This is a genomic window from Plectonema radiosum NIES-515 (assembly GCF_025753815.1).
Classification (GTDB): domain Bacteria; phylum Cyanobacteriota; class Cyanobacteriia; order Cyanobacteriales; family Nostocaceae; genus Hassallia; species Hassallia radiosum_A.
This window is the reverse complement of the sequence record NZ_JAOWRF010000042.1, coordinates 1-17,186: the sequence shown is the minus strand read 5'-3', so window position 1 is coordinate 17,186 and position 17,186 is coordinate 1. Positions and strand designations below refer to the sequence as shown.

The following is a 17,186-nucleotide window of genomic DNA, read 5'->3' as shown; positions in this document are numbered from 1 at the left end:
CCCCTCATCCCCCCACCTTCTGGCTTTCCAAAATATGTTCAGTAGCAGTGATATTAATTGGTTTGCTCACGCTGATTGAATATCTGTTCGGTTGGAATATTGGTATTGATGAACTGCTGTTGCGTGACTCGTCGTCTTCTGTGACAACATTTTATCCTGGACGAATGGGGTTAAACACGGCATTGAATTTTGTGCTGGTTGGCAGAGCGATAGAACTGATAATTGATCAAAAAAATCGCCGTAGCTTTTGGTATGCTCAAATTTTTGCCTTGATAGCTGCTTTGATTTCTTTACAAGCTGTCATCGGCTATGCCTACAACGTCAAAGTACTTTACGGTGTTGCTCCTTACACAACATCTATGACGTTACTGACGGCACTGACCTTCATAGTAGTCTGTGCAGGCATTGTTTGGATTCATCCAGAGCAAGGGTTCATGGGGGTAGTCACAAGTGATAGTGACGGTGGGTTGCTTGCGAGGCGTTTATTATTTGCTGCGATCGCACTTCCTTGTGTGTTAGGCTGGTTCATCGTTGAAGGTCAACGGCAAAAACAGTATGATGCGGCTTTTGCAGTGTCAATGTTTGCCATCATCGTTATTGTCAGTTTCGTCGTTTTGATTTGGCAAAGTGCAGCACTAATTGAACACCTTAGCTTAGAACGCGATCGCGCAATAGAAGCGCTGAAAGAAAATGAACAAAAACTGAGTAGTTTCGTAGATGCTAACATCATCGGCATTCTTTTTGGCGACATTTACGGGGGTATTCTACAAGCAAATGACGAATTTTTGCGGATTATCGGCTACACGCGTGAGGATTTAGTAGCTGGGAAGATAGACTGGATTGACATCACACCACCAGAATATCTGTATTTGGATGAAATTGCCATCGCCGAGGCAAAATTAACTGGTGCTTGTACCCCTTATGAAAAAGAATATATTCGTTCGGATAATAGTCGCGTCCCGGTTGTAATTGGTTACACTTTGCTGGGAGAAAACCGCGAACAGTCAGTAGCTTTTATTTTAGACTTGAGCGATCGCATTGGTGCAGAAGCCGCCTTACGTCGCAGCGAAGAAAGATTTCGCTTGGCTATTGATAATATCCCCGATATGTTTGGTATATATGATGCCGAATTGCGATTGCAGTTTGTCAACGCTGCGGGTTTGCAACGCACTAATAAATCACTCTCAGAAATTTTCGGACGCACTGACGAGGAAATCTTTCCACCGTCCATTACAAACGCTTATTTACCAACTTTAAAAAAAGCACAAGAAACCCGCACCTTACAAACCGTAGAAGCCACAATAAATTTACCTGATTATACCAGCACTACACTCATCAAATATGTGCCAATCCTCGACGATCGAGGTGAAATTTACCAGATTCTCGGCGTAACTGACGACATCACCGTCCGCAAGCGTGCCGAGGAAATTCTGCAAAATCAGCAAAAATGGCTAGAAGATGCTGTAAACTTAATGCCAACGCCTTTGCTGTTTATCGAACCAAAAACCGCACGGGTAACTTTCGCTAATCGCGCTGCTGACGAATTAGCTGGAGGTAAATTTCCTTTAGCTGAATGCGTGGAAGATTATTACACAACTTATTACAGCACAGATGCGGCAGGAAATCCCATTGCCAACTCTCAAGCACCTGGGGTAAGAGTTGCTCGTGGCGAACGTCTCGATGGGGTAGAGTTGAACTGGCACACGCCTCAAGGAATCCGTTCTCTGCTAATATATGCAGATACTCTGCCAGCGATGCATGGTCTGGAAGCTACCTGCGTCTTGACATTTCAAGACATCACCAACCTCAAACAAGTAGAAAAAGCGCTCTCATTAGGTTATAAAAGGCTTCAACTTTTATTTGACACAGCCAGCGATTTACTATCGAGCCAAGAACCAGTAAAATTGCTTAATGGCTTATTTCAAAAACTTGCCGAGCAAATTGGTTTAGATGGTTATTTTAACTATTTAGTTGCAGAAAACCAGTTAGTCTTGCGGCTAAGTTCTTATAGTGGTATTTCTGAAGAACTTGCCAAAGACATTGAGTATTTAGAGTTTGGGGAAGCGGTGTGCGGTACAGTTGCTCTCGAACGCCGTCCAATTGCTTTAGAGAATGTGCAACAATCAACGGATGTGAAAACAGAACTGATTCGTGCTCTTGGCATTACCGCTTATTATAGTTATCCGTTGATCGCACGAGGACGAGTTTTAGGTACACTTTCCTTTGCCAGTCGTAGTAAATATAGCTTTAGCCAAAATGAAATCGGGATGATGCAAGCGGTTTGTGACCAGATAGCGATCGCAATGGAAAGAGCAAGCTTGATTACTTCTTTGCAGCAGCAAACTCTTGAGCTCAAAGAAGCAAATCGCATGAAAGATGAGTTTCTCGCAATATTATCCCATGAATTGCGATCGCCCCTTAACGCCATCCTCGGTTGGGCACAGATGCTGCGTTCTCCACGCAAGCTCACCGAAACTCAAACCGCTAAAGCTTTAGAGACAATCGAGCGCAACGCTAGAGCACAAAAACAACTCATTGAAGACTTACTAAATATCTCACGGATGATTAGAGGTAAATTGCGTCTTCACATCCGCAGTTGCGATTTAGTGCCGATTATTGAATCTGCACTCGATTCTCTACGTCTAGCGGCTGATGCAAAAGAAATTCACATCGAAACTTCAATTAACCAAAATACTGAATTAATTTTTGGCGATTCTGGACGCTTGCAGCAAATTATTTGGAATTTACTATCCAACGCAATTAAGTTTACACCCGAAGGTGGGCGGGTGCAAGTCGGTTTGCAACGAATTAATTCTCATGTGGAAATTACGGTGAGTGATACAGGCATTGGTATCAAACCGGAATTTATACCTTATGTCTTCGATCGCTTTCGTCAAGCAGATAGTTCCAGTACCAGATCCCACGGCGGATTAGGATTGGGATTATCAATCGTGCGTCATTTAGTAGAACTACATGGTGGTACTGTTGATGTAGAAAGTGCTGGTGAAGGCAAAGGCGCGAAATTCACTCTGATTCTGCCACTACTCAACGCCAAATTGGGACAAACAAACAGAACAACTCCTTGAGTGTTGACCTCGCTTTCGATAGGTAAAACTTTGTATGCTAATTTAATGACTCTTAATAGTTATTTTCAAAAGTGCAAGAAGATTTTAGATTAATAGTTGACTTAGTGTCAGTTTTCGGCGTCGCTGCCTGTGGGGGACTGTTGGCAGCATTGTTAGGACAACCCGTGTTATTAGGGTATCTCATCGGCGGCATGATCGTCGGACCAACCGGACTGGGACTGATAAAAGAAGTTGTTCAAGTAGAAACTCTGGCACAGTTCGGTGTTGCCTTTTTGTTATTTGCTTTGGGGGTAGAGTTCTCCTTAGCGGAACTGAAAAAAGTGCGAGCGATCGCTCTTGGAGGAGGCACCGCGCAAATTACCCTCACAATTCTAGTCACGGTTTTGGTATGTGGCGTCACAGGTGCCTGGGGAGTCTTACCTGCTAAAGGCGTCTTTTTGGGAGCAATTCTCTCTTTATCTTCTACCGCAGTTGTCCTCAAGTGCTTGATGGAGCGCAACGAAACGGAAACGCCCCACGGACAAGTGATGCTGGGTATTTTGGTAGTTCAGGACTTGGCGCTGGGACTAATGATAGCAGTTTTACCGGCTCTCGATCAACCACCAGAAACCATTGGTATAGCAGTATTAACAGCATTGGCGCGAATTAGCTTATTTGCTGCTGGTGCGATCGCCGCAGGAATTTGGCTAATACCCCCTTTGTTGCGACTCCTAGCCCGTACCGAAAGCCGAGAGCTATTTTTATTAGGGGTAGTAGCGCTGTGTTTGGGTATTGCCCTGCTAACCGAGTATATGGGGCTTTCCATTGAAATGGGGGCGTTTGTCGCCGGCTTGATGATTTCGGAGGTGGAATACGCCGATCAAACTTTAACTTATGTAGAACCGCTGCGGGATATCTTTGCTAGTTTGTTCTTTGCTTCAATTGGGATGTTAATCGATCCGGTGTTTTTGTGGAACAACCTCGAATTGATTTTGGGGCTGGTAGCGCTGGTATTTGTCGGTAAGTTTTTGATTATTACACCGCTCGTTATGCTATTCCGCTACCCGTTAAAAACCGCGTTAATTGTTGGGTTGGGACTAGCGCAAATAGGGGAATTTTCCTTTGTGCTTGCTAGTGAAGGACGAGCGCTAGGGTTGGTATCCCAAAGGATATATTTACTGACTTTGGGAACGACAGCGGTAACATTAATCATTACGCCTTTTGTGCTGCGGTTAGTGCCGTTTTTATTCAACTTTGCTGAATCAATGCCTTGGCTGAAACCCTATTTAGACGGTGAAGGTCAGCCACTGGATGTATCAGAAGAGCTACCAATAAAAGACCATGTGGTAATCTGCGGTTATGGGCGCGTGGGCAAAAATTTGGTAAAGTTGTTGCAGCAACACGATTTGCCGATGGTGGTGATAGACCAATCAGAAAGTAGAATTCAGCAGCTGCGGGAGGCGGGTGTGCCTTATGTGTATGGTAATTGCGTGAGTTTCCATGTTTTAGAAACGGCAGGAGTTAACAGTGCTTCATGTATGGCGATCGCACTTCCTGACCCCATGAGTACTCGTCTTTGTTTAAAACGCGCTTTGGAATTATCCCCAGAATTAGATTTGGTTGTTCGGGCTCCCAAAGATAAAGATATTGAGGTGCTTTACCAACTCGGTGCCAGAGAAGTTGTCCAACCAGAGTTTGAAGCAAGTTTGGAAATGGCAACTTATTTATTAACAGGCTTAAATTTGTCACCAACTGTAATTCAGCGAGAAATGCAGGAAATTCGCGAACGTCATTATTTAGATTTGCGACCAGAACAATCAGCATCTGAAGTACAGCGCGATTTACAGCAAGCAACTCAAGATTTAAATCGCCGCTGGTATAGTTTACCATCAGCTTCGCCCTTGGTCGGTATGACTTTAGAAGAAGCGGATATGCGCTATTTAACAGGAGTGAGTTTGATGGCAATTCGCCGCACCAACGGTGAAGAAATAGATTATCCGCCAACTGGTACAATATTGGCAGAAGGCGATCGCCTATTAATAGTTGGCGCAGATGAAGAATTCGCCGCTTTGGATGAATTCGCTAAAGGTAAAGCTGCTATACCTGGAGAAAATAGCGCTTGTCAGTGGATGAATGTCAACGCCGATTGTCCATTTCTCGCTAAAACTTTGGTTAATCTGGATATTCGCCGCGAATATGGCGTACAAGTGCAAGCAATACGGCGAGATGGCAAATTTATCCGCTTTCCTGATGGTAACATGGACTTGCGAACTCACGACCAAGTGCTTTTGTGCGGTAGCTTGGCGAATTTAAATCAACTACAAGAGTTGCTGGCGCCTATTAAACCAGTACAGCTGTCCATCCCAGTTGTCAAAGCCGGTGAAACCGAAGCACTCAAATAGTTTTATCTGTCGTCTGCAATGCGATCGCATTCCCTACATTTTAAAATGCGATCGCTTGTGAGATTCCCTGTCAGATTACCGACTTTGCATTTATTTGTTGTGAATCTGATTAAATAGAGCATTTCCTTAATCCGAGCACGAATTAAGTTTAGCAATACCTGTAATGCCAAAACATCGCGACGTTAGCTTAACATATTAGACATCTCCGGAAAAGAATGTAGAGACGTAGCACAGAATCGTCTCTACAAGGATTTCGGACAACGCATAGTTGATTTTTGGAGATGTCTATTGCAATGTTAAGTCAAAACACCGTGATGTTAAGGCAAAACATTGCAATGTTAAGTCAAAACATCGTGATGTTAAGGCAAAACATTGCAACGTTAAGTCAAAACATCGTGATGTTAAGGCAAAACATTGCAACGTTAAGTCAAAACATCGCAATGTTTTGCCAAAATATCCCCCTGCATTCAAAAACGCGCTCTGTCAGATCCTCCACATCGTTACAAAATCAGAAACGGATCGCATATCTATTTCAGAATGCCTGTAAGATAACAATGAAACTTCAGTGATTTCTCTGAAGTAAATTAAATTATTTTCTTATAGCAGGATTCGTGCCGGCGGGATTCTTGCTTAAACTAATAACTTATTAAGGCTGAAGAATGAATAAAGGTGCAAAATCTCAGCGAATTTTCTGGTGCTTGCTACCCAGTTTTACCCGCTATAGTTTAATTTTATTATTCAATGTCGTCTTTTTATCATCGGTGGCAGCGACTGGCAGCACGAGTGTGCAGATAGCAGAGCAACAGGAAACTACTTCACAACAAGCAACTCGCGCAGCGGCTCAACGCCTCTTTGATGAGGGATTTAAACTGTATAAGCAAGGCACAGCAGAATCACTGCGATCGGCACTTGAGAAATGGAAACAAGCACTACCCTTGTGGCAGAAAGTGGGCGATAAAGCTCGCCTTGCTATCATTCTTAGAGTTATTGGCACAGTCTACTCAGATTTAGGCGATAAGCAACAAGCCCTCAAATACTTCAATCAATCACTACCTTTATCGCGGCAAGTGGACGATAAGAAGCAAGAAGCTATCACTCTCAACAATATTGGCTTAGTCTACGACAATTTAGGCGACAAGCAACAAGCCCTCAACTATTACAATCAGTCACTATCCTTATGGCAGAAAGTGGGCGAGAAAAAGTTGGAAGCTCTCACACTTCTTAGTATCGGCAGTGTCTACGACGATTTAGGCGAGAAGCAACAAGCCCTCAAATTCTACAATCAGTCACTACCCTTGTGGCGGCTTCTGGGTGATAAACGGGGAGAAGCTCTCACCCTCAACAATATTGGTAGTGTCTACAAAGGTTTAGGCGACAAGCAACAAGCTCTCAACTTCTTTAATCAGTCACTACCCTTATCGCGGCAAGTGGACGATAAGAAGCAAGAAGCTTTCACCCTTAACAATATTGGCAGTGTCTACTCAGACTTAGGCGAAAAGCAACAAGCCCTCAAATACTACAACCAGTCACTATCCTTATGGCAGAAAGTGGGCGAGAAAAACTGGGAAGCCCCTACACTCCTTAGTATCGGTAGAATCTACGACGATTTAGGCGAGAAGCAACAAGCTCTCAAGTATTACAATCAGTCATTACCCTTGTGGCGGCTTCTGGGTAATAAAGCGGGGGAAGCTCGCACCCTTAATAATATTGGCAAAGTCTACAACGATTTAGGCGACAAGCAACAAGCCCTGAACTTCTACAATCAGTCACTACCCTTATCGCGGCAAGTGGACGATAAGAAGCAAGAAGCTATCACCCTTAACAATACTGGCTTAGTCTACAGTGATTTAGGCGACAAGCAACAAGCCCTCAACTTCTTTAATCAGTCACTACCCTTATCGCGGCAAGTGGACGATAAGAAGCAAGAAGCTACTACTGTTAACAATATTGGCAGTGTCTACTCAGATTTGGGCGACAAACAACAAGCCCTTAAATACTACAATCAGGCACTACCCTTATGGCAGCAACTGCACGATAGAACAGGCGAAGCTAGCACTCTCAACAATATTGGCAAAGTTTACTCAGACTTAGGCGAGAAGCAACAAGCCCTCAACTTCTACAATCAGTCACTTCCCTTGAGTCGGCTTGTGGGTAATAAAGCACAGGAAGCTATCACCCTCAGCAATATTGGCAAAGTTTACTCAGATTTAGGCGAGAAGCAACAAGCTCTCAAATACTACAATCAGTCACTGCCCTTATCGCGGCAAGTGAGTGATAAAGCACAGGAAGCTCGCACTCTCAACAATATTGGTTTAGTATACTCAGACTTAGGCGAGAAGCAACAAGCCCTCAAATACTACAATCAGTCACTTCCCTTGAGTCGGCTTGTGGGCAATAAAGCGGGGGAAGCTATCACCCTCAACAATATTGGCACAGTCTACTCAGATTTAGGCGACAAGCAACAAGCCCTCAACTTCTTTAATCAGTCACTACCCTTATCCCGGCAAGTAAGCGATAAAACGGGGGAAGCTCGCACCCTTGGCAATATTGGCTCAGTCTACTCAGATTTAGGCGAGAAGCAACAAGCCCTCAACTTCTTCAATCGGGCACTACCCTTGAGGCAGCAAGTCGGCGATAAGGCTGGCGTTGCTGCCACCCTCAATAATATTGGCAGTGTCTACTCAGATTTGGGCGACAAACAACAAGCCCTCAAATACTACAATCAGGCACTACCCTTATGGCAGCAACTGCACGATAGAACCGGCGAAGCTAGCACTTTCAACAATATTGGCTCAGTCTACGACGATTTAGGCGACAAGCAACAAGCCCTCAACTTCTTTAATCAGTCACTTCCCTTATCCCAGCAAGTGAGCGATAAAGCACAGGAAGCTCGCACTCTCAACAATATTGGTTTAGTATACTCAGACTTAGGCGAGAAGCAACAAGCTCTGAAATACTACAATCAGTCACTTCCCTTATCCCAGCAAGTGGGCGATAAAGCTGGGGTTGCTCGCACCCTTGGCAATATTGGCAGTGTCTACTCAGATTTAGGTGACAAGCAACAAGCCCTCAAATACTTTAATCAGGCACTACCCTTAAAGCAGCAGGTGGGCGATAAAGCTGGCGTTGCTAGCACTCTCAACAATATTGCCTCAGTATACTCAGATTTAGGCGACAAGCAACAAGCTATTAAATACTTAAATCATTCACTAGACTTATCTCAGCAAGTGGGTGATAAACGGGGGGAAGCTACCACTCTCAACAATATAGGCTCAGTCTACGATAGTTTAGGCGAGAAGCAACAAGCCCTCAACTACTACAATCAGTCACTACTTTTAACGCGGCAAGTGGGCGATAAGAGGCAAGAAGCTAACACTCTCAGCAATATTGGCTCAGTCTACGATAGTTTAGGCGACAAGCAACAAGCCCTCAAATACTTCAATCAGTCACTACCTTTATCGCAGAAAGTAGGCGATAAAGGGGGGGAAGCTGCCACTCTCAACAATATTGGCACAGTCTACGATAGTTTAGGCGACAAGCAACAAGCCCTCAACTACTTCAATCAGTCACTACTTTTAACGCGGCAGGTGGGCGATAAAGCTGGCGTTGCTAGCACTCTCAACAATATTGGCGGTGTCTACAATAATTTAGGCGAGAAGCAACAAGCCCTCAACTTCTACAATCAGGCACTTTCCTTAAAGCGCAAAGTAGGCGATAAAGGGGGGGAGGCTACCACTCTCAACAATATTGGCAACGTTTACTCAGGTTTAGGCAAGAAGCAACAGGCTCTGAAATACTTCAATCAGTCACTTCCCTTATCGCAGCAAGTGGGCGATAAGGGGGGGGAGGCTACTATTCTCAACAATATTGGCTCAGTCTACGATAGTTTAGGTGACAAGCAACAAGCCCTCAAATACTTCAATCAGGCATTACCCTTAAGGCGCAAAGTAGGCGATAAAGCGGGGAAGGCTATCACTCTCAATAATATTGGCAACGTTTACTCAGGTTTAGGCGAGAACCAACAAGCCTTCTGCTTCTACAATCAGTCACTACTCTTATTGCAGCAAGTGGGCGATAAAGCGGGGCAGGCTACTACCCTCAGCAATATTGGCTCAGTCTACGATAGTTTAGGCGACAAGCAACAAGCCCTCAAATACTTCAATCAGGCATTACCCTTAAGGCGCAAAGTAGGCGATAAAGGTGGGGAAGCTAACACTCTCACGGGTATTGGCAACGTCTACTCAGATTTAGGCGACAAGCAACAAGCCCTCAAATACTTCAATCAGTCACTACCCTTATCGCGGCAAGTGGGCGATAAAACAGAGGAAGCTGGCACTCTCAACAATATTGGCTTAGTCTATAAAGATTTAGGCGACAAGCAACAAGCCCTCAAATACTTCAATCAGTCACTACCGTTGTCGCGGCAAGTGGGCGGTAAACAGCCAGAAGCTGTCACTCTCAAGAATATTGGCTCAGTCTACAATGATTTAGGCAACAAGCAAAAAGCTCTTAACTTCTACAATCAGTCACTACCGTTGTTGCGGCAAGTCGGCGATAAGATGCAAGAAGCTAGCACCCTTTATAATATCGCTTCTGTAGAACGCGACAAAGGCAACCTCCAACAAGCACTAACCCAAATCCAAGCAGCAATCAAAATCATCGAAGATTTACGCACTAAAGTTGATAGCCAAGACTTGCGAACATCCTACTTTGCTTCTCAACAGGACGTTTACAAATTCTACATCGACTTGTTGATGCAACTGCACAAAAAAGACCCATCAAAAGGATATAACGCCGAAGCACTCCACGCCAGTGAAAGTTCTCGCGCTCGTGGTTTAATTGAACTATTAACCGAAGCTAAAGCTAATATTCGTAAAGATGTTAACCCCGAACTTCTGAAAGAAGAAAAGGACTTGCACTTAAAAATTGAAGCTAGACAAAAACTAATACAAGAATTACCTAGCAAGCCACAAACCCAAACCGCACTCATTAACTTTAAAAAAGAACTTGAAACTCTCCTCACCCAACAGAAAGAATTAGAAACCAAAATCCGCACTAATAGCCCGAAATACGCAGCGCTACAATATCCTCAGCCTCTGAACTTACCGCAAATTCAGCAACAACTCGATAAAGACACACTGTTATTAGAATATTCTTTAGGCAAAGATCACAGTTATCTTTGGGCTGTAACTCCCAACTCCATCGACACCTACGAACTCCCCAAACGCGAAGAGATAGAGAAAGCAGTCACTCCATTTAGAGAAACTTTAATTAAATGTCAGAAATTAAGAACATGTAACCAATTCTCCCCAGAACAAAAAGCTCAAGCTTTGAAAAATACGGCTTCTTCTGCAACTAAACTGAGTCAAATTATTCTTGCACCTGTAGCTGACAAGTTGGGGAAAAAGCGTTTGGTGATTGTCGCTGATGGGGAATTACAGAAGATTCCTTTTGCGGCATTGAATGATGTAGAGACGTTCCGTCGGAACGTCTCTACAAAACGCGCTATTTCCGAGACGGAGGTTTATCAACCTCTGATAGTCAATCATGAAATAGTTAATTTGCCTTCGGTTACAGCAGTTGCAACCCAAAGACAAGCCCTCAAAGGACGCAAAACCGCTCCCCTTACCCTCGCAGTGCTTGCCGATCCAGTATTTGAAGGTAAGGATGAGCGAATCACTGGCAAACCTACAAGTATTGTTGATAACCTTGACCTTCGCGGTCAGATAGAGCAATCCGACTTGAAGCGTGGGGCAAAAAATCTTAATCGCAATGGCTGGGAAAGAATTAAAAGTACACGCACTGAAGCAACAGCCATTTTAAGTATCATACCATCTTCTAATAATCTCCAAGCTTTTGATTTTGATGCTAACTACAACTGGGTAACAAATAAACAACTTTCACAATATCGCTTTCTACATTTTGCTACCCACGGCTTTGCTGACCCCAAGAATCCAGAACTATCAGGAATCGTTTTATCTCTTGTAGACAAACAAGGTAAACCCGCGAATAAAGGTTATCTACAATTAGGTGATATTTTTAACCTTGACTTTGGAGCTGATTTAGTAGTACTTAGTGCTTGTGAAACCGGTTTGGGTAAAAATGTCAAAGGTGAAGGTTTAGTAGGCTTGACAAGAGCATTGATGTATGCAGGTGCTGAACGTGTTGCCGTATCACTTTGGCAAGTTGATGATGCGGGAACGGCAGAATTGATGCAACAATTTTACACCCAAATGTTGAAGCAGGGAAAATCACCTACAGTTGCTTTGCGTGGCGCACAATTAAAATTATGGCAAGACTCGAAATTGCAAAACCCTTATTATTGGTCTGCTTTCACTTTACAAGGTGAGTGGCGTTGACACAAATACGTAGGGCTTGCTGCACCCGACCCGTTAACGCTCTTCTCTGCCCAAAGTCATAATGAAACCCCGACGATTAAAATCGCGGCTACACAAACGCTCGTCCGCCTGCGCGGACTAATAGGCATAGGAGTGAAAAAGATGTAGAGACGTAGCACTGCTACGTCTAATCAAGGGTTTTGGGCAACGCATAGTTCATAGTTATTTGATTATATACTTCTGCATTCTCTTCAAGAGCTTGGCGTATATCGTATTGCGTTTGTAAATTCAACCAAAACTGAGCGCTGTTACCAAAATAGTGAGATAGACGCAAAGCTGTATCTGCTGTAATACTGCGTTTCCCAGATAAAATCTCACTAATTCGCGTTTGAGCTACACCTATATCTTTGCTCAACCGATAGGGGGTAATATTTAGCAGTTCTAAAAATTATCGTTGCAGGATTTCACCAGGATGTATATTTGGCAGACGGTTGTTGTCCATAATTATTTCCATGCAATACTTTATTGAAAACTTGGGAAATAAAGTCCAAGTAGAGCGATCGCTTCCCTAGCACCCGAAGCATCCAGGTAGTGCGATCGCTCTTTGTTATTGCGGAGCGTTAAGGCTTACCGAGGAAGTCTTTTTTGCCAAGTTCTACACCGCAGTGTCTGAGAATGTCATAGGTTGTTGTGACATGGAAATAAACGTTTGGCAAAACAAAATATAACAGAAATGGCATTCCTTGAAAAGTTAGGCTGTTTTGACCCACCTGAAGGGTAATTGTTTTCTCTTCCGAACCATCAATTTGTTCGGGTTTAAATGTGTCTAAATAAGAGATAGTTTTCTGAACGCGGTCAATAAGTTCGGGCAATGTAGTTTCATTGTCCTCAAACGGGGGTGCTTCTGTGCCTGCTAATTGTGCGGCACCTCTTTTTGCTATGTCAGAGGCAATTTGCACTTGTCTTGACAATGGATACATATCTGGGAATAGACGACTATTGACCAACACATGCGGATCTATCTTTTTGGTTTCTGCATATGTAGCACCTTTTTCAAGGATATTTACAAGGTTCTTCAGTGAGCGAATACACACTGGTACTGAAGCTTGATACATTGAAATATTCATTGATATTTCTCCAGAAATTGTTAGACAGATATATCCCTCCGTATTGTCTCCTAGTTTTGCTCAGAAATCAAAAATGATTCCGATACTAACTCTTGGGCTTAGTATAGGCGATCGCTTGTTTCCAAACTGTGGTTTGCTGGCTGTTTTCATCGGCAATACAGATACAATGTGCATCTTGCCATAAAACTCTTCCCGTCAGCACATCACCAGTCAGCAGCTTGAATTCTACTGGTATCGTTTGTTTAATCAGGTTTTGAACTTGTCTAATACTGGGTAATGAGGTGTCAAATTGAGTAATCATTTTTCGTAAAGATGAACCTATAAGGCAAAATAAAGAGTAACTAATCCTTGATAATTCATCCTTGGAGAAATGGCAATCGAATTTACTAAGTATCACGGTTTGGGCAATGACTTTATTTTGATTGACAATCGCTCGTCATCAACCCCAGTCATCACTCCAGAGGAAGCAGTCAAATTGTGCGATCGCCACTTTGGTATCGGTGCTGATGGTGTTATTTTTGCCTTGCCTGGAGAAAACAACACTGATTACACGATGCGGATTTTCAACTCCGATGGTTCGGAACCGGAAATGTGCGGTAACGGGATTCGCTGCTTTGCGGGCTTTGTAGCTGATTTAGAGGGTGAATCTCGAAATAAAGATAAATACCAAATTCATACCCTTGCTGGGGTGATTACGCCTCAACTGATGCCCGATGGTCAAGTTAAGGTAGATATGGGTCTTCCCCGGTTACTCGCTGGGGAAATTCCCACAACCTTAGCTAATGCTGACCAAAAGGTAATTAATGTTCCGTTGATTGTTGCGGGTAAATCTTGGGATGTCACCTGTGTGAGTATGGGAAATCCTCACTGCATCACCTTTGTCGAAGATGTAGCGGCAATTTCTCTAGAAACAATTGGTCCTGAGTTTGAGCATCACCCAGCTTTTCCCCAACGGATAAATACCGAATTTGTGGAAGTAGTGCGCCGTGACTACGTGAAAATGCGAGTATGGGAAAGAGGTGCAGGTATCACTTTAGCTTGCGGGACTGGTGCTTGTGCAACGTTGGTTGCGGTCGTGTTGACCGGAAAGTGCGATCGCACAGCTACTGTTGAACTTCCTGGTGGACTGTTGTTAATTGAATGGGCAGACGACCAGCGGCTTTATATGACAGGACCATCTGAAAAAGTTTTCGCAGGTTTACTATAACTTAAAAGATTTCATCAACCATTAAGACACTAGGACAAAAAGAAAATATTCAACAGGCACAAATAATTTCTTTTCCGTCCTTAGGGTCTTCTCCTGTCGGAGACGTTGTGCGTTGGCAAATCCTCTCGTTGGCAAAGCCAATGTGTCAGGAGAAGAGAAGGGGGTTCCATTTCAAAATATTTTCACTTAGAAGTACAGCTTGACAATCATTATCGGCTGAAGCTGTTGTCTAAAGTCAATGTGTCAATTTTCAAACTGACATATTAGCTATATACACTATTTCTTGATTAGCATTATCTTTTTATCATCACATCTTTATATTTTATTGTTTATTCTATATTCTCTAAATAAGCACGCATAATCAAATATTTATTTCTCTGGTATCAGGGATAAATGAAGTATGAATCTCGAACCAATAATTTCCCCCTTTCTTTATCAAATTGTCAAACCCAAATACGAATGCGGACTTTATAGAGATGCAATCCTTGCAGCTACATTTAAATTAGAAGAGTGGATTAAGCTTAAAGCTGATTTAGACACGTCCCAAATCACAGCTAATTTTGACTGCATCAATGAGGTGTTCGGAATGCCGAAACCACTGGTTAAGGTCAATAGCATGAATACTGTTGGTGAAGTGTATGAACAAATCGGATTTGAGAAAATTCTAGAGGGAATATGGCAGGGGATTAGAAATTCTCGAATTCATACTGAATGTTTGGATGATGAAACTACAGCTTATGCCATCATTGTATTTATCGATTATCTCATCAATCGCATTCAAAATAGCGTCAATATTCAGTATGAACGCTCCTAAAGATTAATTATCGCACGTCACGACTTAAGTCGTTTATTTAAACGCGACAAAACTTGCCAAATAATAATTTATTTTAATTGTACGTCAAAAAAGTTATTAGCCCTAATTATCCAACAGTTTGTAGAGACGTTCGGTCCAGAACGTCTCTACGGTTTATGGCACAATGGGTGCAAAGCCAAATTTTTGATATGTCGTCCGTACCGATCGCTTGTGCAGCAGACGAGAAATTTCCTTAAACTCATCGTGATGTAAGTGATTCATCCAATCGGGTGAATGCGATCGCATCTATTAGAATTACCCTGAAGAAGAGGCTAATGTGCTTTCCTCTCCTGATGTATAAAAGGGTTATAAAGTGAATCAAACTGTGAAAATGCCATGTACACCAGATTTTCATCAACAAGCTTTGCCGCTGCTAGAAAAAATTGCGGCAAATTTACCAGGAATGATTTTTCAATTCCTTCAACAGCAAGATGGTTCGCAGTTCGTTCTTTATGCGAGTTCTGGCTGTCGAGAAATATTTGAATTAGAATCAGAAGTTGTGCAAGCAGACTTTCAAATATTACACAAACTGATTCATCCCCAAGATGCGATCGCGTTTGAAGAATCTGTCAGATATTCTGCCTCTACTTTGACACCTTGGCAATGGTCTGGGCGCATTATTACCCCTAGTGGTAAACTTAAGTGGATTCAAGGTGCTTCTCGTCCGGAAAGACAAGCTAAAGGTGATATTCTTTGGGATGGCTTGCTGATGGATATCACAGATAGGAAGCAAGCAGAATCAAAATTGCTTGAGAGTGAAGCGCGTTATAAAGCAATTTTAGATGCTATCCCCGATTTAATGTTTCGCATCAGTCGAGATGGCGAGTATCTCGATTTTAAGGGTGATGGTGCTTTGAAGGCTATTCCCCCAGAAAATATCATCGGTAACAATTTGCGGGATTTATTGCCTGATGATGTTGCGAATAATAGCCTTGATGCGATCGCCAAAACTTTGGAATCTCAAACTTTACAATCTCTAGAATATCAACTATCAACCCATGAAGGTATGCGAAATTATGAAGCACGGTTGGTAGTCAGCGGACAAGATGAAGTTTTAGCTCTTGTCCGTGATATTACCGAACGCAAACAAGCAGAAATTGAGTTGGAAAATTTGGCAGAAAAGTTTTCTAAGGCTTTTCGTTGCAGTCCAAATCCAATTACCATCAGCACGCTGGAAGATGGACGCTTCATAGAAGTTAACGACAGTTTTGTGGAACTCTCAGGTTATGAACGAGAAGAAGCGATTGGACGTACTGCTTTTGAGTTGAATATTTGGGTCAACCAAAGCGATCGCCAAAAATTATTGGATGGGTTGCATTCCAAAGGAGCGGTTCGCAATCTGGAATTTGAATTTAGAAAAAAGTCTGGGGAACTTGGTTTTGGAACGGTTTCCGCCGAAATTGTTGATTTTAATGGTGAGCGTTACATTTTGTCTGTCAATCATGATATCACAGAACCGAAGCGAACAGAAGCGCAATTACAATTGACATCACAGCGCGATCGCTTGTTAAGGGAAACTTTAGCCCGAATCCGCACTTCTCTAAATTTAGACCAAATTCTCCAAACTACTGTAAACGAAGTTCGGCAATTTTTGCAAGCAGACCGAGTTTTTATTGGTCTAAATGATGGTAACTTTGAAGGCAGAATTCTCGCTGAATCAGTAGATCCAAAGTATTCATCAGTTATAGGCTGCAAGATTAAAGATCCAGTTGTCATGCAAGAAATGAAAAGGCTACTGACAACTAATTGCGTGCGTCTGGTGGAGGATATCGAGCAAATTGATGTATCTCCCAAATTAAAAGCACATTATCAACAATTTCAAACGCGGGCGACTTTAGCAGTCCCAATTATGTTAAATGGTGAATTCTTTGGAGCGTTGATTGCTAACCAATGCTCTCATCCTCGCCATTGGCATCAAATGGAAATTGATTTACTAAAGCAAATGTCAGAACAGTTAGCGATCGCCATTCAACAAGCTCAACTATACCAAGAATTGGCAGCACTCAACACCAATTTAGAACAACAAGTTGAAGAACGTACCGCTCAGTTACAGCAGAAAATGCAGGAACTGCAAGAAATCAATCGAGTTAAAGATGTTTTGTTACACACAGTTTCTCACGATATGCGAACTTCAGTCATGGGTAATTTGATGGTGCTAGAAAATTTACTCAAAACTAGGGGAGTGGGGAATGGG

The 17,186-nt window shown here is 42.8% G+C and carries 10 protein-coding genes; 6 read left to right on the top strand and 4 right to left on the bottom strand.

Annotated features, from left to right (window positions below):
* The 3 genes from OGM63_RS03095 to OGM63_RS03085 form a co-directional block, all read left to right on the top strand.
* A partial coding sequence (locus OGM63_RS03095) for an ATP-binding protein (protein WP_263744042.1) occupies positions 1 to 3,086 on the top strand: 3,086 nt, incomplete at its 5' end.
* Between the two features lie 71 nt (positions 3,087 to 3,157).
* Positions 3,158 to 5,467, top strand: a complete 2,310-nt coding sequence (locus OGM63_RS03090) for a cation:proton antiporter domain-containing protein (RefSeq protein ID WP_263744041.1) — start codon at positions 3,158 to 3,160, stop codon at positions 5,465 to 5,467.
* 659 nt (positions 5,468 to 6,126) lie between these two features.
* On the top strand, positions 6,127 to 11,826 hold the full coding sequence (locus OGM63_RS03085) for a CHAT domain-containing protein (protein ID WP_263744040.1): 5,700 nt from the start codon (positions 6,127 to 6,129) through the stop codon (positions 11,824 to 11,826).
* A gap of 166 nt (positions 11,827 to 11,992) precedes the next feature.
* On the opposite strand, the gene OGM63_RS03080 is transcribed toward OGM63_RS03085, so the two are convergent.
* The 3 genes from OGM63_RS03080 to OGM63_RS03070 all read right to left on the bottom strand — a co-directional run bounded on the left by OGM63_RS03080 (position 11,993) and on the right by OGM63_RS03070 (position 13,233).
* Positions 11,993 to 12,244 carry a HigA family addiction module antitoxin gene (locus tag OGM63_RS03080; RefSeq protein ID WP_263744044.1) on the bottom strand — a complete coding sequence of 84 codons (252 nt, stop codon included), beginning with the start codon at positions 12,242 to 12,244 and terminating at the stop codon, positions 11,993 to 11,995.
* A gap of 181 nt (positions 12,245 to 12,425) precedes the next feature.
* On the bottom strand, positions 12,426 to 12,932 hold the full coding sequence (locus tag OGM63_RS03075) for a DUF1993 domain-containing protein (RefSeq protein WP_263744039.1): 507 nt from the start codon (positions 12,930 to 12,932) through the stop codon (positions 12,426 to 12,428).
* Between the two features lie 85 nt (positions 12,933 to 13,017).
* Positions 13,018 to 13,233, bottom strand: a complete 216-nt coding sequence (locus OGM63_RS03070; RefSeq protein WP_318528394.1) for an Hfq-related RNA-binding protein — start codon at positions 13,231 to 13,233, stop codon at positions 13,018 to 13,020.
* A gap of 69 nt (positions 13,234 to 13,302) precedes the next feature.
* Between OGM63_RS03070 and dapF the strand changes: the two genes are divergently transcribed.
* Both dapF and OGM63_RS03060 read left to right on the top strand, forming a co-directional pair.
* Positions 13,303 to 14,139, top strand: a complete 837-nt coding sequence (dapF, locus tag OGM63_RS03065) for a diaminopimelate epimerase (protein ID WP_263744038.1) — start codon at positions 13,303 to 13,305, stop codon at positions 14,137 to 14,139.
* A gap of 400 nt (positions 14,140 to 14,539) precedes the next feature.
* Positions 14,540 to 14,953 (top strand): TIGR02391 family protein, encoded by a 414-nt coding sequence (locus tag OGM63_RS03060; RefSeq protein ID WP_263744037.1) that lies wholly within the window; start codon positions 14,540 to 14,542, stop codon positions 14,951 to 14,953.
* Positions 14,954 to 15,106: 153 nt separating this feature from the next.
* Here OGM63_RS03060 and OGM63_RS03055 read toward each other — a convergent pair whose 3' ends face one another.
* Complete coding sequence (locus tag OGM63_RS03055; protein ID WP_263744036.1) at positions 15,107 to 15,238, bottom strand: hypothetical protein; 132 nt, start codon at positions 15,236 to 15,238, stop codon at positions 15,107 to 15,109.
* Between the two features lie 67 nt (positions 15,239 to 15,305).
* Here OGM63_RS03055 and OGM63_RS03050 point away from each other — a divergent pair.
* Positions 15,306 to 17,186: PAS domain S-box protein (locus OGM63_RS03050; protein WP_263744035.1), on the top strand; the 1,881-nt coding region annotated here is incomplete at its 3' end.

What these genes read in the sequence shown, in the direction of transcription:
- OGM63_RS03070 (WP_318528394.1), bottom strand. Translation starts at nt 13,233, where the DNA reads ATGATTACTCAATTTGACACCTCATTACCCAGTATTAGACAAGTTCAA.
- OGM63_RS03060 (WP_263744037.1), top strand. Translation starts at nt 14,540, where the DNA reads ATGAATCTCGAACCAATAATTTCCCCCTTTCTTTATCAAATTGTCAAA.
- OGM63_RS03085 (WP_263744040.1), top strand. Translation starts at nt 6,127, where the DNA reads ATGAATAAAGGTGCAAAATCTCAGCGAATTTTCTGGTGCTTGCTACCC.
- OGM63_RS03055 (WP_263744036.1), bottom strand. Translation starts at nt 15,238, where the DNA reads ATGCGATCGCATTCACCCGATTGGATGAATCACTTACATCACGATGAG.
- OGM63_RS03075 (WP_263744039.1), bottom strand. Translation starts at nt 12,932, where the DNA reads ATGAATATTTCAATGTATCAAGCTTCAGTACCAGTGTGTATTCGCTCA.
- dapF (WP_263744038.1), top strand. Translation starts at nt 13,303, where the DNA reads ATGGCAATCGAATTTACTAAGTATCACGGTTTGGGCAATGACTTTATT.